General features: G+C 68.1%; 19 protein-coding genes and 4 pseudogenes (1 of these 23 only partly in view). 3 read left to right on the top strand and 20 right to left on the bottom strand.

Annotated elements, in window-relative coordinates:
• Positions 1 to 1002, top strand: a 1002-nt coding sequence (locus tag J5F18_RS02580) for an ATP-binding cassette domain-containing protein (RefSeq protein WP_346300789.1), incomplete at its 5' end; no start/stop codon positions are given.
• Positions 1003 to 1005: 3 nt separating this feature from the next.
• Here the strand turns inward: J5F18_RS02580 and J5F18_RS02575 are convergent.
• The 7 genes and pseudogenes from J5F18_RS02575 to J5F18_RS02545 form a co-directional block, all read right to left on the bottom strand.
• Complete coding sequence (locus J5F18_RS02575) at positions 1006 to 2352, bottom strand: D-alanyl-D-alanine carboxypeptidase (RefSeq protein WP_346300788.1); 1347 nt, start codon at positions 2350 to 2352, stop codon at positions 1006 to 1008.
• 178 nt (positions 2353 to 2530) lie between these two features.
• On the bottom strand, positions 2531 to 3304 hold the full coding sequence (locus J5F18_RS02570) for a sulfite exporter TauE/SafE family protein (protein ID WP_346300787.1): 774 nt from the start codon (positions 3302 to 3304) through the stop codon (positions 2531 to 2533).
• Positions 3301 to 3957, bottom strand: a complete 657-nt coding sequence (locus J5F18_RS02565) for an oligopeptide/dipeptide ABC transporter ATP-binding protein (RefSeq protein WP_346300786.1) — start codon at positions 3955 to 3957, stop codon at positions 3301 to 3303. The genes J5F18_RS02570 and J5F18_RS02565 overlap by 4 nt, the downstream gene beginning before the upstream one ends.
• Positions 3932 to 4459 (bottom strand): annotated as a pseudogene (locus tag J5F18_RS02560) (ABC transporter permease); the annotation flags it as partial. The pseudogene J5F18_RS02560 and the gene J5F18_RS02565, both read right to left, overlap by 26 nt.
• A 69-nt stretch (positions 4460 to 4528) precedes the next feature.
• Positions 4529 to 5245 (bottom strand): annotated as a pseudogene (locus J5F18_RS02555) (ABC transporter permease); the annotation flags it as partial.
• A gap of 62 nt (positions 5246 to 5307) precedes the next feature.
• A complete protein-coding gene (locus tag J5F18_RS02550) occupies positions 5308 to 5607 on the bottom strand; it encodes a hypothetical protein (protein WP_346300785.1) in 300 nt (99 codons plus the stop codon).
• Between the two features lie 91 nt (positions 5608 to 5698).
• Positions 5699 to 7042: an aspartate aminotransferase family protein gene (locus J5F18_RS02545; RefSeq protein ID WP_346300784.1), complete on the bottom strand. Its 1344-nt coding sequence runs from the start codon at positions 7040 to 7042 to the stop codon at positions 5699 to 5701.
• Positions 7043 to 7229: 187 nt separating this feature from the next.
• On the opposite strand from J5F18_RS02545, the gene J5F18_RS02540 reads away from it, so the two are divergent.
• A complete protein-coding gene (locus tag J5F18_RS02540) occupies positions 7230 to 8159 on the top strand; it encodes a LysR family transcriptional regulator (RefSeq protein WP_346300783.1) in 930 nt (309 codons plus the stop codon).
• Here the strand turns inward: J5F18_RS02540 and J5F18_RS02535 are convergent.
• The 7 genes and pseudogenes from J5F18_RS02535 to hutI form a co-directional block, all read right to left on the bottom strand.
• Positions 8140 to 8271: a serine dehydratase beta chain gene (locus tag J5F18_RS02535; protein WP_346300782.1), complete on the bottom strand. Its 132-nt coding sequence runs from the start codon at positions 8269 to 8271 to the stop codon at positions 8140 to 8142. The two genes, J5F18_RS02540 and J5F18_RS02535, sit on opposite strands and share 20 nt — an antisense overlap.
• A 16-nt stretch (positions 8272 to 8287) precedes the next feature.
• Positions 8288 to 9520, bottom strand: coding sequence for a serine/threonine transporter SstT (sstT, locus tag J5F18_RS02530; protein ID WP_346300781.1), 1233 nt, complete (start codon positions 9518 to 9520; stop codon positions 8288 to 8290).
• Positions 9521 to 9604: 84 nt separating this feature from the next.
• A pseudogene (locus J5F18_RS02525) lies at positions 9605 to 10937 on the bottom strand (Na+/H+ antiporter NhaC family protein).
• A 77-nt stretch (positions 10938 to 11014) separates the two neighbouring features.
• Positions 11015 to 12565 carry a histidine ammonia-lyase gene (gene hutH / locus J5F18_RS02520; protein WP_346300780.1) on the bottom strand — a complete coding sequence of 517 codons (1551 nt, stop codon included), beginning with the start codon at positions 12563 to 12565 and terminating at the stop codon, positions 11015 to 11017.
• A gap of 203 nt (positions 12566 to 12768) precedes the next feature.
• Positions 12769 to 14448, bottom strand: a complete 1680-nt coding sequence (gene hutU / locus J5F18_RS02515) for a urocanate hydratase (protein ID WP_346300779.1) — start codon at positions 14446 to 14448, stop codon at positions 12769 to 12771.
• A gap of 62 nt (positions 14449 to 14510) precedes the next feature.
• The gene (hutG, locus tag J5F18_RS02510) at positions 14511 to 15455 is read right to left on the bottom strand and encodes a formimidoylglutamase (protein WP_346300778.1); all 945 of its coding nucleotides are present in this window, start codon (positions 15453 to 15455) and stop codon (positions 14511 to 14513) included.
• Positions 15448 to 16659, bottom strand: a complete 1212-nt coding sequence (gene hutI / locus J5F18_RS02505; protein ID WP_346300777.1) for an imidazolonepropionase — start codon at positions 16657 to 16659, stop codon at positions 15448 to 15450. The genes hutG and hutI overlap by 8 nt, the downstream gene beginning before the upstream one ends.
• Before the next feature lie 315 nt (positions 16660 to 16974).
• Here hutI and J5F18_RS02500 point away from each other — a divergent pair, with 315 nt between their 5' ends.
• Positions 16975 to 18297 carry a YjiH family protein gene (locus tag J5F18_RS02500; RefSeq protein WP_346300776.1) on the top strand — a complete coding sequence of 441 codons (1323 nt, stop codon included), beginning with the start codon at positions 16975 to 16977 and terminating at the stop codon, positions 18295 to 18297.
• Positions 18298 to 18370: 73 nt separating this feature from the next.
• On the opposite strand, the gene hutC is transcribed toward J5F18_RS02500, so the two are convergent.
• The 6 genes and pseudogenes from hutC to J5F18_RS02470 all read right to left on the bottom strand — a co-directional run.
• Entirely contained in the window at positions 18371 to 19087 is a 717-nt protein-coding gene (gene hutC, locus J5F18_RS02495) for a histidine utilization repressor (protein WP_346300775.1), read from the bottom strand.
• A gap of 78 nt (positions 19088 to 19165) precedes the next feature.
• Complete coding sequence (locus J5F18_RS02490; protein WP_346300774.1) at positions 19166 to 20545, bottom strand: L-serine ammonia-lyase; 1380 nt, start codon at positions 20543 to 20545, stop codon at positions 19166 to 19168.
• Between the two features lie 38 nt (positions 20546 to 20583).
• Positions 20584 to 21450 carry a formyltetrahydrofolate deformylase gene (purU, locus tag J5F18_RS02485; RefSeq protein ID WP_346302160.1) on the bottom strand — a complete coding sequence of 289 codons (867 nt, stop codon included), beginning with the start codon at positions 21448 to 21450 and terminating at the stop codon, positions 20584 to 20586.
• A 66-nt stretch (positions 21451 to 21516) separates the two neighbouring features.
• A complete protein-coding gene (locus tag J5F18_RS02480) occupies positions 21517 to 21861 on the bottom strand; it encodes a cupin domain-containing protein (protein ID WP_346300773.1) in 345 nt (114 codons plus the stop codon).
• 105 nt (positions 21862 to 21966) lie between these two features.
• A complete protein-coding gene (soxG, locus tag J5F18_RS02475) occupies positions 21967 to 22602 on the bottom strand; it encodes a sarcosine oxidase subunit gamma family protein (protein WP_346300772.1) in 636 nt (211 codons plus the stop codon).
• A pseudogene (locus tag J5F18_RS02470) lies at positions 22595 to 24538 on the bottom strand (2Fe-2S iron-sulfur cluster-binding protein) (it continues 862 nt past the right edge of the window). The gene soxG and the pseudogene J5F18_RS02470 overlap by 8 nt, the downstream one beginning before the upstream one ends.

Here is a 24538-nt window from a genome sequence, read left to right as displayed (position 1 = left end):
CAGCGCGTCGCCTTCGCCGCGGCCAGCGCCAGCGGCGCGCCCATCGTGATCGCCGACGAGCCCACCAAGGGGCTCGACGCGGCGCGCCGCGATGCCGTGGTGGCGCTGCTGGCCAGGACGCCCGAGGCCGGCGGGGCCCTGCTGACCATCACCCACGATATCGAGGTGGCCCGGCGCCTGGGCGGCGAGGTGATCCTCCTGCGCCGGGGCGAGGTGGTGGAGCGCGGTCCCGCCGCGCAACTGCTCGCGGCGCCCCAGAGCGACTACGGCCGGCGCCTGCTGGCCGCCGAGCCGACCCGCTGGCCGGCCCCGCCGCCGCTGACGGCAGCCCGCACGGCACCGGTGATCACCGCCCGCGGGCTGGCCAAGGCCCGCGGCGGACGCCAGCTGTTCGCCGGGCTGGATATCTCCGTCCAGCCCGGCGAGATCGTCGGCGTGGTGGGTCCCTCCGGCTGCGGCAAGAGCACCCTGGGCGATCTGCTGCTGGGGCTCGGCGCCGCGGATGCCGGGGAGATCCGGCGCGAGGTGGACTCGCCGCTGGCCTGCCAGAAGCTCTACCAGGATCCACCGGCGGCCTTCTCGCCCCACTGGCGGCTGGCGCGCCTGCTCGACGACCTGGTGTGCCGCCACCGCCTGGATCGCACCGCCATCGCCCCGCTGATGGCGCGCCTGGGGCTCGACGAGGCGCTGCTCGGGCGCCGCCCCGGCGAGATCTCCGGCGGTGAACTGCAGCGCTTCGCCATCCTGCGGGTGCTGCTGCTCGCGCCGCGCTTCCTGTTCGCCGACGAGCCCACCTCGCGCCTCGATCCCATCACCCAGCGCGAGACCCTGACGCTGCTGGTGGCTTTGGCCCGGGAGCGCCGCTGTGGCGTGATGCTGGTCAGCCACGACCCGGCGCTGGTCGAGCGGATCTGCGACCGCCGGCTGTCGCTGGAGCCGGAAACGCCCGAGCCCGGTGCGGCAAGTGCCGACCGGGCCCGGGTAGTGGAAGAAACGGTGTGAGCACTACAGGCCGGCGTTGATCACCATGCAGTCCATCCCCTCCTGGACCAGGGTACGGCAGGCGCGATAGGCCTGGTTCTCGTCCAGGTTGACCAGGCGCGCGCGGAAGATCTGCTGGGCACCGGCGACCTCGTGGATATCCACCTGGGCATTGAGCTCCTGGCTGAGCCGGTCGGCGGCGCGGCTGGCGTGAACGCGGGCGTTGTCGGAGCTGGAGAAGGCCCCCACCTGCACCCCCCAGCCGCCGCTGGCGCCCACCGGCTCGAGGCGGTGCAGGGTCTCGGTGCGCGGCGCGGCGGGCGGCTCGCTGCGGGTGATCAGGTCGCGAATCGGGTCGTTGGCGGAGCCCTGGGCGGTGCGCGGCAGCGAGGGCTCCGGCGCCTGGAGGCTGGCGAGCCGGATCTCCGGCTCCCGGGCCGGGGCCGGGGTCACGGGCGCCGCCGCCGGGGCCGGTGACCCTGCGGGGCCCATGCGCTCGCCGGAGAAGTCGGCCTGGGCGACCCAGTCGCCGCGTCCGAACAGGGAGGCGCGCACGAAGCCGCGATCGAGCAGGTCCGCCATATGGGTGTCCCGGGAGGCGGCGGTGAAGCCGCCCATCACCACCGACACCAGGCGACGGCCGTCGCGCACCGCCGAGGTCGCCACGTTGAAGCCCGAGGCGCGGATAAAGCCGGTCTTCATGCCGTCGGCCCCAGCGTAGTTGCGCACCAGGCGGTTGTGGCTGTTGTGGGTGGTACCGCGGTAGGTGAAGCTCTGGGTGGCGAAGTAGTGGTAGTACTGAGGGAAGTCCTGCATTAGGCGGATCGACAGGGTGGCCATGTCCCGGGCGGTGGTCGTCTGGCCGCTGTCGGGCAGGCCCGAGGCGTTGCGGAAGACGGTGTTGCGCATGTCCAGCTCGCGGGCCTTGGCGGTCATCATATGGCCGAACTGGCGCTCGCTGCCGGCCAGCGCCTCGGCCACCACCACGGCCACGTCGTTGGCCGAGCGCACCACCAGCGCCAGGATCGCCTCCTCCACGGTGATGGTGGAACCGCGCTTGAGCCACAGCTTGGAGGCCGGCATCGCCTCGGCCTGGGCCGACACCGGCAGCGGCTGGCGCAGGTGCATGGCGCCCGTCTCCAGCTGCTCGAAGAGCAGGTAGAGGGTCATCATCTTGGTCAATGAAGCCGGATAGCGCGTCTCGTCGGCATTGGCGGCGTGCAGCACCTCGCCGCTCTCCACGTCCACCACGATGGCGGCATAGCGCGGGTTGGCCTGGGCCGTGTTGGCCATGACGATGGCCAGGCACGCCAGCAGCGCGAGCGAGCCGATGCCATGGCGCCGTAGTCTGGTTATGGTTGCGGTCACCATCTGCGTTCCCTCTGCGTTCCCCTGCGTGCCGTCGGGACGGCACTGTCTCATAGAGCATTATGAACAGGAATCCTCGTCTGTACAGGGCGTTAACCGGGGAAAAACGGGAAGGGCGTGAGCTTTCACATTTCGTTACCCCTGCCGGGACCGGGAAGGTGGCGCCAGCGCTCGCTCGCCGCTACCCGCCCTGGCCCAGCAGGCGCGCCACGCCCAGCCAGGTCAGGCGCAGCGCGAGCAGGGTGAGCGCCCACTTGAACAGGGTGTCGAAGCGGCGTTCGGAGACCCGATGCAGCAGGCGCAGGCCCAGCCAGGTGCCGAGGAAGCCCGAGGCCACCATGGCCAGCATCAGCGCCAGCCAGTCGCGGAACACGAAGCCGGCCACCCCGAAGACGAAGGCCTTGGTGAGGTGCTGGGCGCTCATGCAGGCGGAGAAGGTGGCCACCTTGCCCAGCCGCCCCTCGGCGCCCTGCTTGATGAAGGCCGCCACCAGGGGCCCGCTGACCCCCACCAGGCTGGAGAGCAGCGTGGTCAGGGCGCCGGCCAGCAGGGTGCCGGTGCGCCCCAGGGCACGCTTCGGCAGCCCCGGCCCCCAGCAGGAGTAGAAGACGAAGGCGGCGATGCACAGCTCCAGCACCCCGCTCGGCAGCCGCACCAGCAGCCAGGCCGCGGCCAGGGCACCCAGCGCCACGCCGGGCAGGAAGGCCGCCAGCAGCGCCCGGTCCACATGGCGCCAGGTGAGCAGGGCGCGCCCGGCGTTGGAGCCGAGCTGCACCATGCCGTGCACCGGAATCAGCGCCGCCGCCGGCATCACCTGGGCCATGACCATGATCATCAGCAGGCCGCCGCCCACGCCTACGGCCGCGGTGACGGCGGAGGTCAGCACCGAGACCAGCACCAGGGCGGCATTGACACCGCCGGCGAGCGGCGAGAGCGCCTCGAGCAGCGCCATCATGCCGGAAGGCGTTGCTCTTCCACCCCGTGACAGGCCACCTCGCTGCCGTCGCTTCTGGCAATCAGCTGCGGCACCTCGCGCCGGCAGCGCTCGTTGGCGTGGGGACAGCGCGGGTGGAAGGCGCAGCCCGAGGGGGGATGCACCGGGTTGGGCACCTCGCCCTGGATCACGCTGCGCTCCTTGCCCGCCCCCTCCAGCGACGGCACCGCCGCCAGCAGCATCTGCGAATAGGGGTGGTGCGGCGTGGCGAAGAGCTGGTCGCCGATGGAGAAGAGCGGGTTGAGGCTGGTCAGCGGGTCCTGGAAGATCATGCCGATATGGCGGCCGCGCAGCGGCACGAACCGCTCTTCCGGCAGGTTATCGATCCGCTTGCCGCCGAGGCGCACCTCGCCGCCGGCGATACGACCGGGCGGCTCCAGCAGACGGATCACCGCATTGCCGGTCATCGACTTGCCGGCGCCGGACTCGCCCACCACGCCGAGGACCTCACCCGGCGCGATATCGAAGGAGACGTCGTCCAGCGCCACCAGGGTGCCGTGGCGGGTGGGAAACTCCACCCGCAGATGCTGCACGCTAAGGACCGGCGTCTCACCCGGTTCGCCCGTGGCCTGGGGCGCGGGGCGTGGATTATCGGAGCTTGGGGTTGAGGACATCACGCAACCAGTCTCCCAGCAGGTTGACGGAGAGCGCCAGCATCAGCAGCGCCATTCCGGGGAAGAGCAGGATCCACCACTCTCCCGAGAACATGTAGTCCTGGCCGACCCGGATCAGGGTCCCCAGGCTCGGCTGGGTGGCCGGCATGCCGACCCCCAGGAAGGAGAGCGTGGCCTCGGCGATGATCGCCAGCGCCAGGCCGATGGTGCCGATCACCAGCACCGGGCGCATCACGTTGGGCAGGATGTGCTGGACCAGGATCTTGCGGGCCGGCAGGCCGATGACACGCGCCGCCTGCACGTACTCCTTGCTCTTCTCCACCATGGTCGCCCCGCGCACGGCGCGAGCGTACTGCACCCAGTCGGAGAGGCCGATGGCGATGATCAGCACGATGATCGCCACCTCGGCGTGCATCGAGCGCGGCAGGAAGCCGCGGATCACCCCGAAGATCAGCAGCGCCATCAGGATCGACGGGAAGGTGAGCTGAACGTCGGCGATGCGCATGATCAGGGCGTCGCGCCAGCCGCCGCGGAAGCCCGCGGAGAGGCCCAGCGCCGTGCCCAGCACCGGGTTGATGACCACGAACACCAGCCCGATCATCATCAGGTAGGCGGCCATCACCGGGATGTCGACGAAGCGCACCGCGGTGATGAACAGCGCCCCCACCCCCGGCCACTGGAAGACCGTCTCGGTGATGATGGCGAAGGCGATGATGGTGCCGAGCTGCAGGCCGATGATGGTGATCACCGGAATCATGGTGTTCTTCAGCGCATGGCGCACCGTCTGGCCGCGACCGAAGGCCGGCAGCCAGCCCAGCTCCACGGCAAACACATAGATCAGCAGCACCCCGATCAGGAAGGTGGGCAGCGATACCCCGATCAGCGAGGTGGTCATGATGAAGTGGGCCAGCCAGCTGCGGCGACGCAGGGCCGTGTAGATGCCCAGGGCGATGCCCATGACCACGGCGAAGATCGCCGAGATGATGGCCAACTCCAGGGTCGCCGGCAGGCGCTCGAGGATCATGTCGGTGACCGGCCGGGCCGAGCGGTAGGAGATGCCGAACTCGAACTGGGCGGCATTGACGATGAAGTGCCAGAACTGCACCACCACCGGCTGGTCGAGGCCCAGCTGGGCCCGCAGCGCGGCGCGGTCGGCCTCGGTGGCCTCCTGGCCGAGCATGTTGAGCACCGGGTCGCCGACGTAGTGGAACAGCGAGAAGGCGATAAGCGCGACCACGAACATCACGAAGATGGCCTGCAGCACGCGCTGGATCAGAAAGGCTAGCATGGGATCTCCACGTCACCGCCCCCCGGCCGCGGGTGGCAGCCGGGAAGCGGGCTCTGTTCCGATTAGCGGTTAAACTTCAGGTACTTGAAGTGCGGCGTATTCTCACTCTGTACCTGGAAGTCGATATCCTCGCGCATCGACCAGGTCAGCATCTGGTGGTGGATCGGGATATAGACGATCTCGTCGTGCACGATCTGCCAGGCTTCCGCGATCATCTCGTTGCGCGCCGCCTCGTCGATCTCCTGGCCCATGGCCACGGTCAGCTCGTCGACCCGCTCGTCGCTGTAGCCGGTGAAGTTCCAGCTGCCGCGGTCATCCTCCTTGGTATGGTAGAGATAGTTGAAGACGTACTCGGAGTCCATGGTCGGCACGCCCCAGCCGAGCAGGTAGAAGTCGTACTCCTCCCGGGCCAGCTCGGCGAAGTGCAGCGAGCGGGTCTCTCGACCCGGGGGCTTACTCCAGTTCGCCGATGGCCTCCCCCAGGATGTTGACGATCCGGTCGATCTCCTCGCGCTCGACGATGAAGGGCAGGCCGAGCTGGATGGTGTCGCCGCCGTAGCGCACATAGACGCCCTTCTCCCAGCACTTCATGGCGATCTCGAAGGGGCGGCGGGCCGGCTCGCCGGGATAGGGCTCGATCTGCAGGGCGCCGGCGAGCCCGTAGTTGCGGATGTCGCTGACATGGCGGGTGCCCTTGAGGCCGTGCAGCGCCTCCTCGAAGAGCGGGCTCATCTGCTGGACGCGCTCGATGAGCTTCTCCTGCTCCAGAATATCCAGGGTGGCCAGGGCCGCGGCACAGGCCGCCGGATGGCCGGAGTAGGTGTAGCCGTGGGGCAGCTCGAGCAGGTAGTCGGGGCCACCCTGCTCCATGAAGGTCTGGTAGATCTCGCCCTTGACCATCACCGCGCCCATGGGCACCGCGCCGTTGGTCAGCTGCTTGGCGACGTTCATCATGTCGGGGACCACGCCGAAGGCCTCGGCGCCGGTCATGGCACCCATGCGCCCGAAGGCGGTGATCACCTCGTCGAAGATCAGCAGGATATCGTGCGCATCGCAGATCTCGCGCAGGCGCTTCAGGTAGCCGACCGGAGGCGGGATCACCCCGGCGGAGCCGGCCAGCGGCTCGACGATCACCGCGGCGATGTTGGAGGCGTCGTGCAGGGCGATCAGCTCGAGCAGCTCCTCGGCCTTCTCGGCGCCGCGCTCGGGCAGGCCGCGGGTGAAGGCGTTCTCGGCCATCAGGGTGTGGGGCAGGTGGTCAGCGTCGACGCCCTGGCCGAACAGCGCGCGGTTGGCGCCGATGCCGCCCAGGCTGATGCCGCCGAAGTTGACCCCGTGATAGCCCTTGGCGCGCCCGATCAGCTTGGTCTTGGTGGGCTTACCCTTCTTGCGCCAGTAGGCGCGGGCGATCTTCAGGGAGGTGTCGGCGCTCTCGGAGCCGGAGCCGGTGAAGAAGGCGTGGTCCAGCCCCTCGGGCGTCAATTGACGCAGGCGGTGGGCGAGCTCGAAGGCCTTGGGGTGGCCGAACTGGAAGGCCGGCGCATAGTCCAGCTCGCGCAGCTGGCGGCTCACCGCGTCGGCGATTTCGGGGCGCGAGTGGCCGGCGCCGCAGGTCCACAGGCCCGAGAGGCCATCGAAGACCCGGCGCCCCTGGGCATCCACCAGGTAGCTGCCCTGTGCCTCGACGATGATCCTGGGGTCTCGCTTGAACTGGCGGTTGCCGGTAAAGGGCATCCAGTAGGCGTCCAGCTGCTCGGCGCTCAGGCCGGAGGCGTGGGGAAATCCCTGAGCGGTCATGGCGTTGGCCCCCTGCTACGGGTGAGGTGATGAAGGTCGCTGTAGGCATCGACAGGCGCTTATGACTCAGGCTAGCTCCCGCTTTGCATCAGTTAAATCAAGAGTTGTTTAATGTCATGCAAGCGAATGCTTAACTGATAGAGGCGACACGTCGGGGCGAACCCGGCCTACATCAGGAGTACCAGCGATGGCACAGCGCAGGAGCACCCCCATGGGGCAGCCGGGCGACGCCGACCTGCGCCTGCTGCGGATCTATCGCAAGGTGGTGGAGTGCGGCGGCTTCTCCGCCGCCGAAGTGGAACTGGGCATCAGCCGGGCCGCCATCAGCATGGCCATGAACGACCTGGAGACGCGCCTGGGCCTGCGCCTCTGCCAGCGCGGCCGCAGCGGCTTCTCGCTGACCGACGAAGGCGCCGAGGTCTTCGAGGCGACACTGCAGCTGCTGGCCTCCGTGGAGGGGTTCCGCACGCGGGTCAATGGCCTTCACGCCCGCCTCAAGGGCGAACTCAACATCGGCATTACAGACAACCTGGTCACCATGCCCGACATGCACATCACCCACGCCCTCAGCGCGCTCAAGGAGCGGGGGCCCGACGTGCACATCAATATCCGCATGATCCCGCCCAGCGATATCGAGCTGGCGGTGCTCGACGGTCGGCTGCACACCGGGGTGATTCCGGACCTCAAGACCCTGCCGGGGCTCAACTATCTGTCGCTCTACGAAGAGGCGTCGCGGCTCTACTGCTCGGACGAGCACCCGCTTTTCGCCGAGGAGACGGTCGACGAGGCGGCGCTCTCCCGTCACGACGCCGTCGTGCCCGCCTACGCCCAGACGCCGGAGATCAAGGGCGTTCACGAACCGCTCAGGGCGGCCGCCTCGGCCAGCGACCGGGAAGGCATCGCCTTCCTGATTCTTTCCGGTCGCTATCTCGGCTACCTGCCCACCCACTACGCCGCACGCTGGGTGCGCGACGGGCGCATGCGCGCCTTGAACCCCGAGCGCTGGCACTATCACACCCACTATAGCGCCATCACCCGCAAGGGGGCGCCGCCCAACCTGGTCCTGGAGTGCTATCTCAAGCAGCTGGCAGCTGATCTCAACACTCGATGGCGCTGACCGCCAGCCCTCCCGTCGAGGTTTCCTTGTACTTCGCCCGCACGGGGCCAACGGTATGGGAGCTCGATGGCCCGACGCCGATCTTGAAGAGGTCAAAGACGCTGATAGCCATGGGTTATCTCCTTCCGTCAGGCCGGCTCCTTCACCTGTTCGGCTTCGGCCGCCCGGCAGGCCGCTGCGGTAAAGAGCGCATCGGTGGAGGAGTTCAGCGCCGTTTCGGTGGAGTCCTGCACCACGCTGATCACAAAGCCGATGGCAACGACCTGCATGGCGACATCGATGGAGATGCCGAACAGACTGGCCGCCATGGGAATCAGCAACAGTGAGCCACCCGCCACACCGGAAACGCCGCACGCTGCCAGCGCCGAGACCACGCAGAGCAGCAGCGCAGTGCCGAAATCGACGGAGATGCCCAGGGTATTGGCGGCTGCCAGGGTGGCCACGGAGATAGTGATGGCGGCGCCGGCCATGTTGATGGTGGCCCCCAGCGGGATCGAGATGGCGTAGGTGTCCGGATCCAGCTTGAGTCGCTTGCACAACTCCATGTTGACCGGGATGTTGGCCGCCGAGCTACGGGTGAAGAAGGCGGTAATGGCACTACCACGCAGGCAAGTGAATACCAGCGGATAGGGATTCTGACGGGTCTGCCAGTAGACGATCAGCGGATTGGTGACCAGGGCCACGAAGAGCATGCAGCCGACGATCACGGCCAGCAGGTGACCATACTCGAGAAGTGCCCCCATCCCCGATTCTGCCAGAGTGTTGGCCACCAGGCCGAAGATGCCGAGCGGTGCGAAGCGAATCACGATACGCACGATCCCAGAGATGGCATTGGAGAGGTCATTGAGCGCACCGCGGGTGGTCTCGCTGCCATGGCGGAGCATCAAGCCGAGGCCGATGGCCCAGGCCAGAATGGCGATAAAGTTGGCCTCCATCAGCGCTGCCACCGGGTTGGCGACAGCGTTGAGCAGCAGGTTGCTGAGGATCTCTGCAATGCCACCAGGCGGATTACCACCGGCCTCCGGCACGTTGAGCGTGAGCGTGATGGGAAAGGCGAAACTGGCCACCACGGCCACCAATGCCGCGGCCAGGGTGCCGATGACGTAGAGCATCAGCACCCCCTTGATATGGGTGGGCTGCCCCTGGCGATGGCCGGCGATGGCCGCCGCCACAAGGATAAAGACCAGGATGGGTGCCACCGCCATCAGGGCAGAGACGAACAGTTGCCCCAGTAGTGCAACGGACTGGGCCGAAGCAGGCGAGACGATGGCGAGCAAAATGCCGAGAATGATACCGATGGCGATCTGGGGGATCAGCCCCAGGCTCAGCAAAGGACGAAGAAGAGCTTGCAGTGTAGTCATGAGGGATAACTCGTGAGGTTGAAGTGATGCCCGGGGTGGATCTTCACCCCGGTGATGATTCCAGTGCGGTGGTGTTCGCTTGTCTTACAGGATCATCGCTGCCGCCCAGCCGAAGGCCACCAGCGGGATGTTGTAGTGCAGGAAGGTGGGTACCACGCTGTCCCAGATATGGTCGTGCTGGCCGTCGGCGTTGAGGCCGGCGGTGGGGCCGAGCGTCGAGTCCGAGGCGGGCGAGCCGGCGTCGCCCAGGGCGGCGGCGGTACCGACGAGCGCCACCGTGGCCAGGGGCGAGAAGCCGAAGCCAAGCGCCAGGGGCACATAGAGCGAGGCGATGATGGGAATCGTCGAGAAGGAGGAGCCGATGCCCATGGTGATGAAGAGCCCCACCAGCAGCATGATCAGCGCCGCGAGCCCCTTGTTGTCACCGATCAGCTCGGCGGAGCTTGCCACCAGGCCCTGCACCTCGCCGCTGGCCTGCATCACGCTGGCGAAGCCCGCCGCCGAGATCATGATAAAGCCCACCAGGGCCATCATGCGCATGCCCTCGGTGAAGATGCCGTCCTGCTCGTGCCAGTGGAAGACGCCGCTGAGCGACAGCAGGGCGAAGCCGAAGATGCCGCCCAGCACCATGGAGCCGGTCAGCAGCTGCACCGCCACCGTGCCCACCAGGGCGACCCCCAGCACCGCCTTCTGCCAGCCGGCCAGGTGACGGGCGGCCTGGGCCGGGGTCTCGTCGCCGTGGGCCAGGTCGCGATCCTCGTAGTCGCGGCCCTTGCGGTAACTCCACAGCACCGCCACCGCCAGCCCCAGCGCCATGCCGCCGATGGGGATCACCATGGCCATGGGTACCATCTGGCGCGTCACCTCGAGGCCGAGGGCGGCGCCGCTCTCGTTGAGGTTGGTGAGCAGGATGTCGTTGAGAAAGATCGCGCCGAAGCCCACCGGCAGCAGCATATAGGGGGCGGTGATGCCGAAGGTGATCACGCAGGCCGCCAGGCGTCGGTCGAGACGCAGATGATTCATCAGCTTGAGCAGGGGCGGCACCAGCACCGGGATGAAGGCGATATGCACCGGAATCAGGTTCTGGGAGCTCACCGCCGCGGCCAGCAGCGCCGCCAGCAGGGTGTAGGTGACCATACGGCGGCTGTCGCCCGACTCGTCGACATGGAAGCGGCGGATGGCCCGGTTGGCCAGCAGTTCGGTGACCCCGGAACGGGAGAGCGCCGAGCACCGCATAGGAGAGGGCGATGGTGGCGCCGTTGCCGAGGCCGTCGTTGAAGGCGTCGAGGATCTCCCCGATGGGCATGCCGGCGTATAGCCCCCCCACCAGGGTGGCGACGATCAGCGCGAAGACCACGGAAACCCGGGCAAGGCTCAGGCCGACCATCACCAGGATGGCCAGGACGATAGCATTCATGGAAGCCGTCTCTTGTCGTTGGAATTGAGGGCGATCGACTCCCCGCGGCCCGGCGCCGCGGGGGGATCTCAAGCGCGTCAGTGCTGGCTCGGCAGGGTACCGGGGCGCACCAGCGGGCTCAGCGTGCGGGCGGCGAGCAGCGCGGTGGCGGCCTCGATATCCGGGGCGAAGAAGCGGTCCCGCTCGTAGTGGCCGACCCGCTCGCGCAGGGTGGCGCGGGCCCCTTCGAGGGACTCGGTGGTGGTGAGGCGCTGGCCGTCGGCGTCGGTGCGCAGGTCCAGCCCCTGGCAGGCGGCCAGCCATTCGATGGCGACGATGCCACGCACGTTGGCGGCCATCTCCCAGAGGCGCTTGCCGGCGGCCGGGGCCATGGAGACGTGGTCCTCCTGGTTGGCCGAGGTGGGCAGGCTGTCGACGCTGTGCGGGTGCGCCAGGGCCTTGTTCTCACTGGCCAAGGCGGCGGCTGTCACTTGCGCGATCATGAAACCGGAGTTGACCCCGCCTTTCTCCACCAGGAAGGGCGGCAATTGCGACATGTGCTTGTCCATCATCAGCGAGATGCGCCGCTCGGTGAGCGAGCCGATCTCGGCGATGGCCAGCGCGAGGTTGTCCGCCGCCATGGCCACCGGCTCGGCGTGGAAGTTGCCGCCGGAGATGATGTCGTCGTCCTCGGCGAACACCAGGGGGTTGTCGGAGACGGCGTTGAGCTCGACGACCAGCACCTCGGCGGCCTGGCGCAGCTGGGTGAGGGCGGCACCCATCACCTGGGGCTGGCAGCGCAGCGAGTAGGGGTCCTGCACCCGGTCGCACTGGGCGTGGGAGTCGCCGATGGCGCTCTGCTCCCCTAGCAGGTGGCGATAGGCGGCGGCGGCATCGATCTGGCCGCGCTGGCCGCGTACCTCGTGAATCCGCGCGTCGAAGGGCGAGCGGGAGCCGAGGGTGGCCTCCACGGTGAGGGCGCCGCAGACGGTGGCGGCGGCGTAGAGGTCCTCCGCCTCGAAGAGGCCGCGCAGGGCATAGGCGGTGGAGACCTGGGTGCCATTGAGCAGTGCCAGGCCCTCCTTGGGGGCCAGGTTCAGGGGTTCGAGCCCGGCGATTGCCAGGGCCTCCCGGGCGGGCAGCCATTCGCCCTGGTGGCGGGCCTTGCCCTCGCCGAGCAGCACCACGCTCATATGGGCGAGCGGGGCCAGGTCGCCGGAGGCGCCCACCGAGCCCTTGAGGGGGATATGGGGGTAGACCTCGGCGTTGATCAGACGGATCAGGGCATCGAGTACCTCGCGGCGGATGCCGGAGAAGCCGCGGGCCAGGCTGTTGACCTTGAGCACCATGATCAGGCGCACCAGAGCGTCATCCATGGGCTCGCCGACCCCGGTGGAGTGGGAGAGCACCAGGGAGCGCTGCAGGTCCTCCAGCTCGTCGTTGGCGATGCGGGTCTGGGCCAGCAGGCCGAAGCCGGTGTTGATGCCGTAGACGGTGCGGTTCTCATCGACGACGCGGTTGACGCAGTCGACGCTGCGCTGGATGGCGGCGTCGGCGCTGGCCGGCAGGCTGACCGGGAGGGGGGCTTCAAAGACCCGGCGCGCCTGGGCCAGGGTCATCTTGCCGGGTTGGATCTCGAGATGGGTCATGACGGGGATTCCTGTTTGCCTCTTGGGCTTGTTTCAGCACCTCGCTGGATCGGAGCTGTTCCGGGGGCAGACCTGCGAGGAGGCGCTGTGAACCCCTCCCTGGGCGCTACCGATTCCTTCCCTGGAATCGGACCTCCTCTTCGGTCTGCCCCCGGCGCTCCTCGCCAGGGCGGGATGCATTGTCATGTCGCGATGAAGGGCGCTTACCTGTCCAGCATCGGCAGGTCGAGGCCGTTGTCGCGGGCGCACTGCTTGGCGATCTCGTAGCCGGCGTCGGCATGACGCATCACCCCGGTGCCCGGGTCGTTGCGCAGCACCCGGCCGAGGCGGGCGTGGGCGTCATCGCTGCCATCGGCGACGATCACCACCCCGGCGTGCTGGGAGAAGCCCATGCCCACGCCGCCGCCGTGGTGCAACGAGACCCAGGTGGCGCCGCCGGCGGTGTTGAGCAGGGCGTTGAGCAGCGGCCAGTCAGAGACGGCGTCGCTGCCGTCCATCATCGCCTCGGTCTCGCGGTTGGGGCTGGCCACCGAGCCGGAGTCCAGGTGGTCGCGGCCGATCACGACGGGCGCCTTGAGCTCGCCGCTGGCGACCATCTCGTTGAAGGCCTGGCCGAGGCGGGCGCGGTCCTTGAGACCCACCCAGCAGATGCGTGCCGGCAGTCCCTGGAAGCTGATCCGCTCGCGGGCCATGTCCAGCCAGCGGTGCAGGTGCTCGTCGTCGGGGATCAGCTCCTTGACCTTCTGGTCGGTCTTGTAGATGTCCTCCGGATCGCCGGAGAGCGCCGCCCAGCGGAAGGGACCGATGCCCTGGCAGAACAGCGGGCGGATATAGGCCGGCACGAAGCCGGGGAAGTCGAAGGCGTTGGCGACCCCCTCTTCCAGGGCCATCTGGCGGATGTTGTTGCCGTAGTCGAAGGTGGGCACGCCCATCGCCTGGAAGTCGAGCATGGCCTGGACATGCACCGCCATGGACTGCTTGGCGGCCTTGACGGTGGCTTCCGGCTGGGTCTTGCCGCGGGCCACGTACTCCTCCCAGGTCCAACCCTGGGGGAGGTAGCCGTGCAGGGGGTCGTGGGCGCTGGTCTGGTCGGTGACCATGTCGGGCTTGACGCCACGCTTGACCAGCTCCGGCAGCACGTCGGCGGCGTTGGCGCACAGGCCGATGGAGATTGCCTTGCCCTCGGCGGTGTAGCGTTCGATGCGCGCCAGGGCATCGTCGAGGTCGTCGGCCTGCTCGTCCAGGTAGCGGGTGCGCAGGCGGAAGTCGAGGCTCGACTGCTGACACTCGATGTTCAGCGAGCAGGCCCCGGCCAGGGTGGCCGCCAGGGGCTGGGCGCCGCCCATGCCGCCGAGGCCGGCGGTGAGGATCCAGCGGCCCTTGAGGTGGCCGTCGTAGTGCTGGCGCCCGGCCTCGACGAAGGTCTCGTAGGTGCCCTGGACGATGCCCTGGGAGCCGATGTAGATCCACGAGCCGGCGGTCATCTGGCCGTACATCATCAGGCCCTTGCGATCCAGCTCGTTGAAGTGCTCCCAGTTGGCCCAGGCCGGCACCAGGTTGGAATTGGCGATCAGCACCCGCGGGGCGTCCTTGTGGGTCTCGAAGACGCCCACCGGCTTGCCGGACTGCACCAGCAGGGTCTGGGTGTCTTCCAGGCGCCGGAGGGTCTCGACGATGGTGTCGTAGCACTGCCAGTCGCGGGCGGCGCGACCGATGCCGCCATAGACCACCAGGTCCTCGGGGCGCTCGGCCACGTCCGGGTGAAGGTTGTTCATCAGCATGCGCAGCGGCGCCTCGGTGAGCCAGCTCTTGCAGCTGCGCTCGGTGCCGGTGGGGGCGCCGATCTGGCGGGAGGGGTCGTGACGGGGATCGCGCTGGGTCATGGGAGTCGCCTCTTGGTTGGGTCGTTCGGTGTGGGGTGTCGTGACGCCTGGGGCTTTGCGTATCAGCCGTGGAGCGTCAGGTGATGAATCATCCGCGCCGCCGCGCGGGCGGTGCGGCCGTCGCTATCACGGCCGGGGTTGAGCTCCGCCAGGTCGGCCAGGCGCAGCTTGCCGCTGTCGCGAATGCACTCGATCAGCGGCTCGATCAGGGCGAGCGACACGCCGCGGGCGGCCGGGGCGCTGACCCCTGGGGCCTCGGCGGCAGGCAGCACGTCCAGGTCGATGGTCAGGTAGAGGTGGTCGCAGCGGGCCATGAAACGCTGCAGCTCGCGCACCATGTCATCCAGGCGCGCCGCGGTGATCTCGCGATCCTCGCGCACCAGCACGCCGAGCTCGGCGGCGCGCTGGAACAGCGCCCGAGTGTTGGCGGCACGGCTCACCCCCAGGCAGGCGTAGCGGAAGGGCCAGCCGCGGGCCCGGCACTCGTCGGCGATCTGGGCGAAGGGCGTCCCCGAGGAACGCACATGGGTAGGGTCGCGCAGATCGAAGTGGGCATCGAAGTTGATGATGCCGAGGCGCGGAGCCGATTCGCCGCTGGCCGCCAGATGACGGGCCAGCCCCGACCAGCTGCCGAAGGCCACTTCATGGCCGCCCCCCAGCACGATGGGCAGGTGCCCCTCACCCAGCAGCGGGACGAGCCGCTCGGCCAGCGCCTGCTGGGCGGCCTCCATGGCATCTCCCTCGCAGCGCACGTCGCCGGCATCATAGGCCGGGGCCCGGCGATGCCAGGCCAGCGGCGCCAGGGCCCGGCGCAGGGCCGCGGGTCCCTCGGCGGCGCCGACGCGACCCTGGTTGCGCGCCACGCCGGCATCGCAGGCGAAACCCAGCAGCGCGCAGCCAGGGGTAACACCCTCGGTCAGCGGCTGGATCACCTGGTGCCAGCGCTGGCTGTCGGGTTCCGGGTCGGTCCGCCCTTGCCAGGGCGACAGGTCGATGCGCTCAGCCATGGGTCAGCTCCCCGTCGAAGAGCCGCTGGCGCAACCGACCCGGCTGGACGGCATAGGCCAGCGCGGCCGGAGTGTCGATGTCCCAGACGCAGAGGTCGGCGGTGGCCCCCTCCTGGATCCGCCCCTCCCCCTTGAGCCCGAGCGCCGTGGCGCCGTGGGCGGTCATGCCCGCCAGCGCCTCCTGGGGCGTCAGGCGGAACAGGGTGCAGGCCAGGTTGAGCATCAGGGTGGGCATGAACAGCGGCGAGCTACCCGGGTTGGCATCGGTGGCCACCGCCATGGGCACGCCCGCCTCGCGCAGCGCGGCGATGGGCGGCTGCTGGGTCTCGCGCAGGGTATGGAAGGCGCCGGGCAGGATCACGGCGACGCTGCCGGCCTCACGCATGGCGGCGATACCAGCGGCGTCGAGATACTCGATATGGTCGGCGGAGAGCGCCCCGTGTCGGGCCGCCATGGCGGTGCCGCCCAGGTTGGAGAGCTGCTCGGCGTGGGCCTTGATCGGCAGGCCATGGGCGTGGGCGGCCTCGAAGACCCGCTCGCACTGGGCGACGGAGAAGGCGATCTTCTCGCAGAAGACGTCCACCGCATCCGCGAGCCCCTCGGCGGCGGCGGCCGGTATCATCTGCTCGCACACCAGCTCGATGTAGCCGTCGCTGTCGTCCTGAAACTCCGGCGGCAGCGCATGGGCGCCCAGCAGGGTGGTGACGACGCGCACCGGCAGCGCCTCACCGAGGCGGCGCGCCACGCGCAGCATCTTCAGCTCGTCTTCGACCGTCAGGCCGTAGCCGGACTTGATCTCCACGGTGGTGACACCGTCGGCGATCAGCGCCTCGACGCGGGGCCGGGCCAACTCGAGCAGTTCGTCCTCGCTGGCCTCGCGGGTGGCGGTCACGGTGCTGAGGATGCCCCCGCCGCGTCGGGCGATCTCCTCGTAGCTGACGCCCTCCAGGCGCTGCTCGAACTCGTCGGCGCGGGAGCCGCCGAAGACCAGGTGGGTGTGGCAGTCCACCAGTCCGGGCGTCATCACCCCGCCTCGCCCCATGTCCCGGCAGCCCTGGGCACTTGCCTCGTCGAAGTCACGCATCGCGACCAGGGAGGCGACACGGCTTCCTTCGGTGATCACGGCCATGGGCTCCGGCAGGGTACGCAGGCCATCGAAGACATTAATATCGCGCCACAGGCGACGCGTGACGGTGCGGGACATGGGACCTCCTCGGGCGGGGCGCTTAATGTATATACAGATAGGCTAGCGCCGAAATCGCTCTGCGTCACCCTCCCGATGATCCTTTTTTACCCGACCAGCCATGGGAAACAAATCGACCGTGCCCGTAAAAACATACTATTATCAATGAATTAAAATTTATTCTTTGATGAGAATCATGTGCAAGTCCGCCCGCAACATAGACCAATGTCTAAGATGGCAGACTGGCGGATCAGTCAGCCTGAGGGTAGCTTATGTATATACATTAAGGCAGGACGCCTAGCTCCCTACCGCCGCCACAACGTCGAGGCGCCCCCCATGAAGACCCCAACCGCAAGTTCGCCACAGCAAGCCCGCATCGCCACGATTCTCAAGCTGTTCGTTCCCAGCACTCTGGGCATCCTGATCTTCTTCGTGCCGATCGAACTCGGCGGCAGACGGACCATCCTGCTCGACCATATGGTCACCGGCGCCCGCGCCGTGATGGGCGACTACAGCGGTTTTTATGCCTTGGCGCTGATCATCGCCGGCGCCACCTATCCGCTGATCAGGGGCTACTGGCGGCGCTCTCTCACCGAGCGCATCTTTACCGTGCTGAAGATTACCGGTGTGGCCGCGGCCGTAATGGCACTGACCGGCTGGGGGCCGGCCTTCCTGCATGAGCCGGACATGCTGCCCTTCCTCTTCGAGCGGCTGGTGATCCCGGTAGGGTTGATCGTACCCATCGGCGCCATCTTCCTGGCCCTGCTGATCAGCTATGGGCTACTGGAACTGATCGGCGTGCTGGTACAGCCGGTGATGCGCCCCATCTGGCGCACACCGGGCCGCTCGGCCATCGACGCCGTCGCTTCCTTCGTGGGCAGCTACTCCATCGGCCTCCTGATCACCAATCGGGTCTATCAGGCGGGGCAGTACTCGGCCCGTGAGGCGGCCATCATCGCCACCGGCTTCTCCACGGTTTCGGCCACCTTCATGATCATCGTGGCGCGCACCCTCGATCTGATGACGGTCTGGAATCTCTACTTCTGGCTGACGTTACTCATCACCTTCATCGTCACCGCCGTCACCGTGCGCCTGCCGCCCCTCTCCCGCATGGATGCCAGGGCGGACAACGGGGAGCCGGAGGCCGAGCCCGGCCGGCGCCTGGCCACCGCCTGGCAGACCGGCCTGGAGGTAGCCGCCCGGGCGCCGGGGCTGCATCGCAGCGTGGCGCTCAACTTCAAGGAGGGGCTGGTGATGGCCATCAGCATCCTGCCCTCGATCATGTCGGTGGGTCTGCTGGGCCTGCTCGCCGCCAAGTACACCCCGCTGTTCGAATGGCTGGGCTGGCTCTTCTATCCCTTCGTGGCAATCTGGGGCATCCCGGATGCGGCCGCCCTGGCCCAGGCCTCCGCCGCGGGGCTTGCCGAGATGTTCCTGCCGGCGCTGCTGATGGCCGAGGCCGAGTTCGCGGCACGCTTCGCCGCCGGCGTGGTGTCGGTATCCGCCGTGCTGTTCTTTTCGGCTTCCATCCCCTGCATTCTCTCCACCAGCATCCCGCTGTCGGTGGGACGCATGATGCTGGTATGGTTCATCCGCGTGGCGCTGAGTTTGCTGCTGGCGGTACCCACCGGCCTCCTGGTGCAGACGCTGGTCGGTTGAGCCATTGATCAATCAGGCGCGATAGCGGCCGGGGCTTCCCGACCGCTATCGATCGTCTCGGCTCTGTGGAGGGTCAGCTCGCCTCGCGGCGCATCGAAGAGCGCAGCTTGTAGCGGTCGCCGGGATGGATCAGCCGGGCGTAGCTGATCAGCTGCTCGCCCGACCAGGTGCGGCGGATCATGCTCAGGCAGGGGTCGGCGGTAGCGATGGAGAGCCACTCGGCCGTCTGGTCATCCACCAGCACCGCCTCGACGATGTGCTCCACATCGGTGATGGGGCAGGCGGCCACCAGCACCTCGTTGGGCGTGTGGCGGGAAAAGTCGGCGTCGAGGTAGTCGGGCACCCAGCGCGGGTTGACGTAGCGGTTCTCGAGCTGGATCGGCACCTCGTTCTCGAGATGAATGATCAGGGTATGGAAGACGCGGCTGCCGAGCCGGACGCCCAGCCGCAGGGCCACCTCTTCATCGGCCTCGATGACCTCGCGGGTCAGCACCTCACTGCGGTAGCGATGCCCCCTCGAGCGCACCTCTTCCGCGATGTTGTACACCTCCACCAGCGACGACTCCGCCTTGCGGTCGGTGACGAAGGTGCCCACCCCCGGCTGGCGGGTTAGGTAGCCCTGCTGTACCAGGTCGCGGATCGCCTTGTTGGCGGTCATGCGGCTGACCGCGAAATCCCGGGCCAGCTGCTCCTCCGGGGGAATCTGGTGGTGCGCCGGCCAGTCGCCGCTGTGGATCTTGTCCAGCAGGTGCTGCTGGATCTGCTGATAGAGGGGGGGGGCGCTGGCCATGGGGCATCCTGTCGAAGGGACCTAATGTCTATACAGCCAGTCTACCCGGCTGCCCCTCCCGGCACACCCCCCGTGCACTCAACACTCGATGGCGTTGACCGCCAGCCCCCCCATCGAGGTCTCCTTGTACTTGGCCTGCATGTCGGCCCCGGTGTCGCGCATGGTGCGGATCACCTTGTCCAGGGAGATGAAGTGCTCGCCGTCGCCGCGCAGCGCCATCTGGGCGGCGTTGATCGCCTTCACCGAGGCGATGGCGTTGCGCTCGATGCAGGGCACCTGCACCAGCCCTCCCACCGGGTCGCAGGTCAGCCCCAGGTTGTGCTCCAGGCCGATCTCGGCGGCGTTCTCCACCTGATCGATGCTGCCGCCCATCACCTCGGTGAGGCCGGCGGCGGCCATGGCGCAGGCCGAGCCCACCTCCCCCTGGCAGCCCACCTCGGCGCCGGAGATCGAGGCGTTCTTCTTGCACAGGATGCCCACGGCGCCGGCGGCGAGCAGGAAGTCCACCACGTCGCGCTCGCTGGCGCCCGGCTGGAACTGCATGTAGTAGTGCAGCACCGCCGGGATGATGCCCGCCGCGCCGTTGGTGGGGGCGGTGACCATGCGCCCGCCGGCGGCGTTCTCCTCGTTGACCGCAAGCGCATAGAGGTTGACCCAGTCCATGGCCGACAGGGTCGAGGCGATCAGCGAGTGATTGTCTTCGGCCGCCAGCAGCCGCTGGTGCAGGGAGCGCGCGCGCCGGCGCACGTTGAGGCCACCGGGCAGCACGCCTTCGGCCTCCAGGCCCTTGGCCACGCAGTCCTTCATGGCCAGCCAGATCTGCCACAGGCCAGCACGGATCTCGGGCTCGCTGCGCCACACCTTCTCGTTCTCCAGCATCAGCTCGCTGATGCGCAGGCCGTTCTCCCGGCACAGGCGCATCATGTCGGCCGCGGTCTGGAAGTTGTAGGGCAGCTCGGTGGTATCGGCATCGAGCTCGCCCCGGGCGGCCTGGGCCTCGTCGATGACGAAGCCGCCACCCACCGAGTAGTAGGTGTTGCGGTAGAGCTCGCCGCCGTGGCCGTGGGCGATCAGGCGCATGGCGTTGGGGTGGTGGGGCAGACTGTCGGCATGCAGCTGCATGTCCCGCTCCCACAGGAAGGGCACGGGGTGGCGGTTATCGAGTCGCAGCGTGGCGGTTTCGCGCAGCGCCTCGATGCTGGGGCCGATGAGGGCGGGGTCGATGCGGTCGGGGCGCTCGCCCATCAGCCCCATGATCACCGCCCGGTCGGTGGCGTGACCGATGCCGGTAGCGGAGAGCGAACCGAAGAGCTGGACCTCGAGGCGACAGACGCCTTCGAGGAGCTCGCGCTCCCTGAGTTCATCGACGAAGTCATGGGCCGCCTTCATGGGGCCCACGGTGTGCGAGCTGGACGGCCCGACGCCGACCTTGAACAGATCGAAGACGCTGATTGGCATGGCGGATACTCTCGATAAAACGATAGTTGTTGTCAGGGTTACCGGTCGAAGACCACGGTGCGGTTGGCGTGCAGGAAGACGCGGCGCTCCACGTGCAGGGCGACGGCCCGGGCCAGGGTGAGGCACTCGATATCGCGCCCCTTGGCGACGAGGTCCTCCGGGTAGTCGGCGTGGCTCACCGGCTCGACGCCCTGGGTGATGATCGGCCCCTCGTCCAGGTCGTCGTTGATGTAGTGGGCGGTGGCGCCGACCAGCTTCACGCCCTTCTCGTAGGCCTGATGGTAGGGCTTGGCGCCCTTGAAGCCCGGCAGCAGGGAGTGGTGGATATTGATCGCGCGGCCGCTGAGCTTCTCGCACATCTCGCTGGAGAGCACCTGCATGTAGCGGGCGAGGATCACCAGCTCGGCGCCGGTCTCCTCGACCACCGACCACACCTTCGCCTCCTGCTGGGGCTTGGTGTCGGCGGTGATCGGGCAGTGGTGGTAGGGGATGTCGTGCCACTCCGCCAGGGCCGCCAGGTCCGGGTGGTTGGAGACGATGGCGCGAATGTCGATGGGCAGCTGGCCGATGCGGTAGCGATAGAGCAGGTCGTTCAGGCAGTGATCGGCCTTGGAGACCATGATCACCACCGGCATCCGCGTGCCCGGGGCGGTCAGCTCATAGGTCATGTCGAAGGCGGCGGCGCGCTCGGCGAAGCCGGCCTCGAAGGCCGCCTGATCGAACCCTTCCGCCTCCGGCCGGAACTCCGTGCGGATGAAGAAGCGCCCGCTCTGACGGTCGTCGAAGGAGTGCTGCTCGGTGATATAGCAGTGGCTCTCCTTGAGAAAGCGCGTGACCACATCCACGGTACCGAGCCGGCTCGGGCACTGGGCCACCAGGATCCAACTGCTGTCTTTGGGCGCCATCATCCTCTCTCCTCTTGTTATCGCGCCGGAGCGACTGGCGGGGCGAGGAAATCGCCGCTCATTCGATCAGGCAAACACGAAATACTTGCGAACGGTTTCCACGACTTCCCAGGTGCCCTTGAAGCCCGGCTCGACGATGAAGATGTCGCCGGCCTTCAGGTGGATGGGCTCGCCGCCCTCCGGGGTGATAACGCAGTAGCCTTCGCGAAAATCGCAGTATTCCCACTTCGTGTAGTTGACGGCCCACCGGCCCGGGGTGCAGATCCAGGTGCCCATCGTCTTGGTGCCGTCCTCAGAGGCGTACGCATTGAGGTTGACGGTATGGGGGTCGCCGGAGAGCTTTTCCCAGGAGCTGGCATCCAGCAGCACGTCCGGCTGGGCGTCACGCAGCAGCTTGATCTTGTTGGTCATGATGTTTCCTCTCCATGGTCGTTGTAGTTTCATTGAGAATCCCGATACGGGTCGCTGCCGCCCTCCTGCTCGCGCTACGCCAGGCGAGCAGGAGAGCGGCCTGGCTCAGCGCTCGACGCCGATGGCGTACTCCTCGCCGGCATCCAGCAGCCAGCGATAGGTGTAGTCGGCGAAACTGCGGCGGACCACCAGCTCCCAGCGGGACTCCGCGGGCCGACGCAGGATCACCGTGGCCTTGGCGAAGACGGTGGTGACGCCCCTGCCCACCGGGAAGTGGCTGGGATGAACGTCGTAGACCACCGACTTCATCAACAGCTCCCGGGCGGCCTCGCCCTCGAGTTCGAGCAGGGTCTGGCCGCCGCTGACGTTGCTGATGGCGAAGTGGGCGCCGCCCAGGGCCTGGCGCAGCCGGTTCTCCAGCTCGAACTCCTCGCCGCCGGGGACGATGACCAGCCACTCGTCCGGGGAGAGCCACTGGATCGAGCGCACGCCCTCGGCGTCCTGGACCAGCCCCTGGGGCTCGCCGGGCAGCGAGACGCCGAGCACCTCGCGCACCGCCTCGTCGAGCACGATGGCCCCGCCGCGCAGCACCAGGTGGCCGAGGAAGGGCCGCTCGCGCAGCACCACCCGGCTCGCGCGGGTGGGGGCCGGGGCCCCCGAGCGGCGGTAGGAGTAGGCCAGCGGCGATTCCACCGGGATCCTGGCCTCGGTACGGGTATCGAAGGTGGCGGCGTTAGACATGCTGGCGCTCTCCCTTGGGATCGATGAAGATCGGGCTGACGATTTCGGCCTCGTGGACCTGGCCGTCGGCCATGGGTAGATAGACGGTCTCGCCCATCTTCTGCTGACCGCCCTTGACCACGGCCAGGGCGAAGCCCGAGTCCAGGGTCGGGCTGTAGTAGCTGGAGGTCACGTGCCCCGCCATGGGCATGGGGATGGCGTGCTTCGGATCGAAGACGATCTGGGCGCCCTCCTCCAGTACCACCTTGGGGTCCTTGGGCTTGAGGCCCACCAGCTGCTTGCGCTCGCTGCGCGCGGTATCCGGCCGCGTCAGGGCCCGCTTGCCGATCCAGGAGAACGGCTTGTCGTAGCCCACGCACCACTGCATGCCGAGGTCTTCCGGGGTCACCGAACCGTCGGTGTCCTGGCCGACGATGATGAAGCCCTTCTCGGCCCGCAGGACATGCATGGTCTCCGTCCCGTAGGGCGTCAGGCCATACTTCTCGCCATGCTTGAAGAGGGTCTCCCAGACGTGCAGGGCGTAGTTGGCCTGGACGTTGATCTCGTAGGTCAATTCGCCGGTGAAGGAGATGCGGAAGACCCGCGCCGGCACCCCGGCCACCTTGCCGGCCCGCCAGTCCATGAACTTGAAGGCGTCCTTGTCGAGGTCGATATCGGTGATCTCGGCGAGCAGCCTGCGTGCCTCCGGGCCGGTGACGGTCATGGTCGCCCAGTGATCGGTCACCGAGCTGAAATAGACGTCGAGTTCCGGCCACTCGGTCTGGTGCCACAGCTCCAGCCACTCGAGAATCGCCGCGGCGCCGCCGGTGGTGGTGGTCATCAGGAAGTGGTTGTCGGCCAGGCAGCTGGTCACGCCGTCATCGGTGACCATGCCGTCGTCCTTGCACATCAGGCCATAACGGCACTTGCCGACGGCGAGCTTCTCCCACTTGTTGGTGTAGACCCGCGCCAGGAACTCGCGGGCATCCGGTCCCTGGATGTCGATCTTGCCGAGCGTCGAGGCGTCGAGGATGCCGACCTTCTCGCGCACCGCCAGGCACTCGCGGGCCACCGCTTCCGCCATGCTCTCGCGTTCGCCGTTGACGGCGTCGGGGCGTACTTGTGGAAAGTACCAGGGGCGCTTCCACTGGCCGACGTCCTCGAACTCGGCGCCGTGCTCCACATGCCACTGGTGCATGGCGGAGTAGCGCTCGGGGTCGAACAGCTCGCGGCAGTGACGGCCGACGATGGCGCCGAAGGTCACCGGGGTGTAGTTGGGGCGGAACACCGTGGTGCCCACCTCGGGGATCGCGCGCCCCAGGCAGCGGGCGGCGATGGCCATGCCGTTGATGTTGCCGAGCTTGCCCTGGTCGGTGCCGAAGCCCATGGCGGTGTAGCGCTTGACGTGCTCGATGGACTCGAAGCCCTCGCGGGTGGCCAGCTCGATGCCCGCCGCGGTGACGTCGTTCTGCAGGTCGACGAACTGCTTGGGCGCGCGCAGGGCCGGCTTCTCGTGGGGCACCTGGTAGAGCGCGCAGGCGGCTCCCTCACGGATCGCCGCCACCTGGGGCAGCTCGACCTCGGCGGCCGGGCAGCCACTGGCGGCGGCGGCCTCGCGACCCGCCGCGGCGCCACCGGCCAGCACCTCGGGCAGCGCATAGACGCCCTGGGCGCCACCGGCAGCGCTCACGCCCTTCACCAGGGTCGGCACGAAGCCGAGGATGTCGTCACGCCAGGTGGGCCGGCTGCCGGTATGGGAGGCCAGGTGGATCACCGGGCTGTAGCCGCCGGAGCTGGCGATGGTGTCGCAGGCCAGGGACTGTACGGTGCCGGTGACCCGGAAGCCGTCGCTATCGATGGGGGCCACCCGGGCGGCGGTGACCCGGGTGCTGCCCTGGGCCTCGATCACCGCACTGCCGGTGATCCTGCTTTCTGAGTCCGCGGATCAACCCCGTTT

It is taken from the genome of Halomonas sp. BM-2019, from assembly GCF_017584085.1.
Note: the sequence above shows the minus strand (reverse complement) of the source record. Positions and strands in the feature narration are given on the sequence as shown.

Bases quoted from the DNA above. Each gene is read 5' to 3' on its own strand.
- soxG (WP_346300772.1), bottom strand. From the start codon at position 22,602: ATGTCTAACGCCGCCACCTTCGATACCCGTACCGAGGCCAGGATCCCG.
- hutC (WP_346300775.1), bottom strand. From the start codon at position 19,087: ATGGCCAGCGCCCCCCCCCTCTATCAGCAGATCCAGCAGCACCTGCTG.
- J5F18_RS02550 (WP_346300785.1), bottom strand. From the start codon at position 5,607: ATGGACTCCGAGTACGTCTTCAACTATCTCTACCATACCAAGGAGGAT.
- J5F18_RS02490 (WP_346300774.1), bottom strand. From the start codon at position 20,545: ATGCCAATCAGCGTCTTCGATCTGTTCAAGGTCGGCGTCGGGCCGTCC.
- J5F18_RS02540 (WP_346300783.1), top strand. From the start codon at position 7,230: ATGGCACAGCGCAGGAGCACCCCCATGGGGCAGCCGGGCGACGCCGAC.
- hutG (WP_346300778.1), bottom strand. From the start codon at position 15,455: ATGGCTGAGCGCATCGACCTGTCGCCCTGGCAAGGGCGGACCGACCCG.
- J5F18_RS02480 (WP_346300773.1), bottom strand. From the start codon at position 21,861: ATGACCAACAAGATCAAGCTGCTGCGTGACGCCCAGCCGGACGTGCTG.
- J5F18_RS02565 (WP_346300786.1), bottom strand. From the start codon at position 3,957: ATGTCCTCAACCCCAAGCTCCGATAATCCACGCCCCGCGCCCCAGGCC.
- sstT (WP_346300781.1), bottom strand. From the start codon at position 9,520: ATGACTACACTGCAAGCTCTTCTTCGTCCTTTGCTGAGCCTGGGGCTG.
- hutI (WP_346300777.1), bottom strand. From the start codon at position 16,659: ATGTCCCGCACCGTCACGCGTCGCCTGTGGCGCGATATTAATGTCTTC.
- purU (WP_346302160.1), bottom strand. From the start codon at position 21,450: ATGGCGCCCAAAGACAGCAGTTGGATCCTGGTGGCCCAGTGCCCGAGC.
- hutH (WP_346300780.1), bottom strand. From the start codon at position 12,565: ATGACCCATCTCGAGATCCAACCCGGCAAGATGACCCTGGCCCAGGCG.
- J5F18_RS02535 (WP_346300782.1), bottom strand. From the start codon at position 8,271: ATGGCTATCAGCGTCTTTGACCTCTTCAAGATCGGCGTCGGGCCATCG.
- J5F18_RS02570 (WP_346300787.1), bottom strand. From the start codon at position 3,304: ATGATGGCGCTGCTCGAGGCGCTCTCGCCGCTCGCCGGCGGTGTCAAT.
- J5F18_RS02575 (WP_346300788.1), bottom strand. From the start codon at position 2,352: ATGGTGACCGCAACCATAACCAGACTACGGCGCCATGGCATCGGCTCG.
- hutU (WP_346300779.1), bottom strand. From the start codon at position 14,448: ATGACCCAGCGCGATCCCCGTCACGACCCCTCCCGCCAGATCGGCGCC.
- J5F18_RS02500 (WP_346300776.1), top strand. From the start codon at position 16,975: ATGAAGACCCCAACCGCAAGTTCGCCACAGCAAGCCCGCATCGCCACG.
- J5F18_RS02545 (WP_346300784.1), bottom strand. From the start codon at position 7,042: ATGACCGCTCAGGGATTTCCCCACGCCTCCGGCCTGAGCGCCGAGCAG.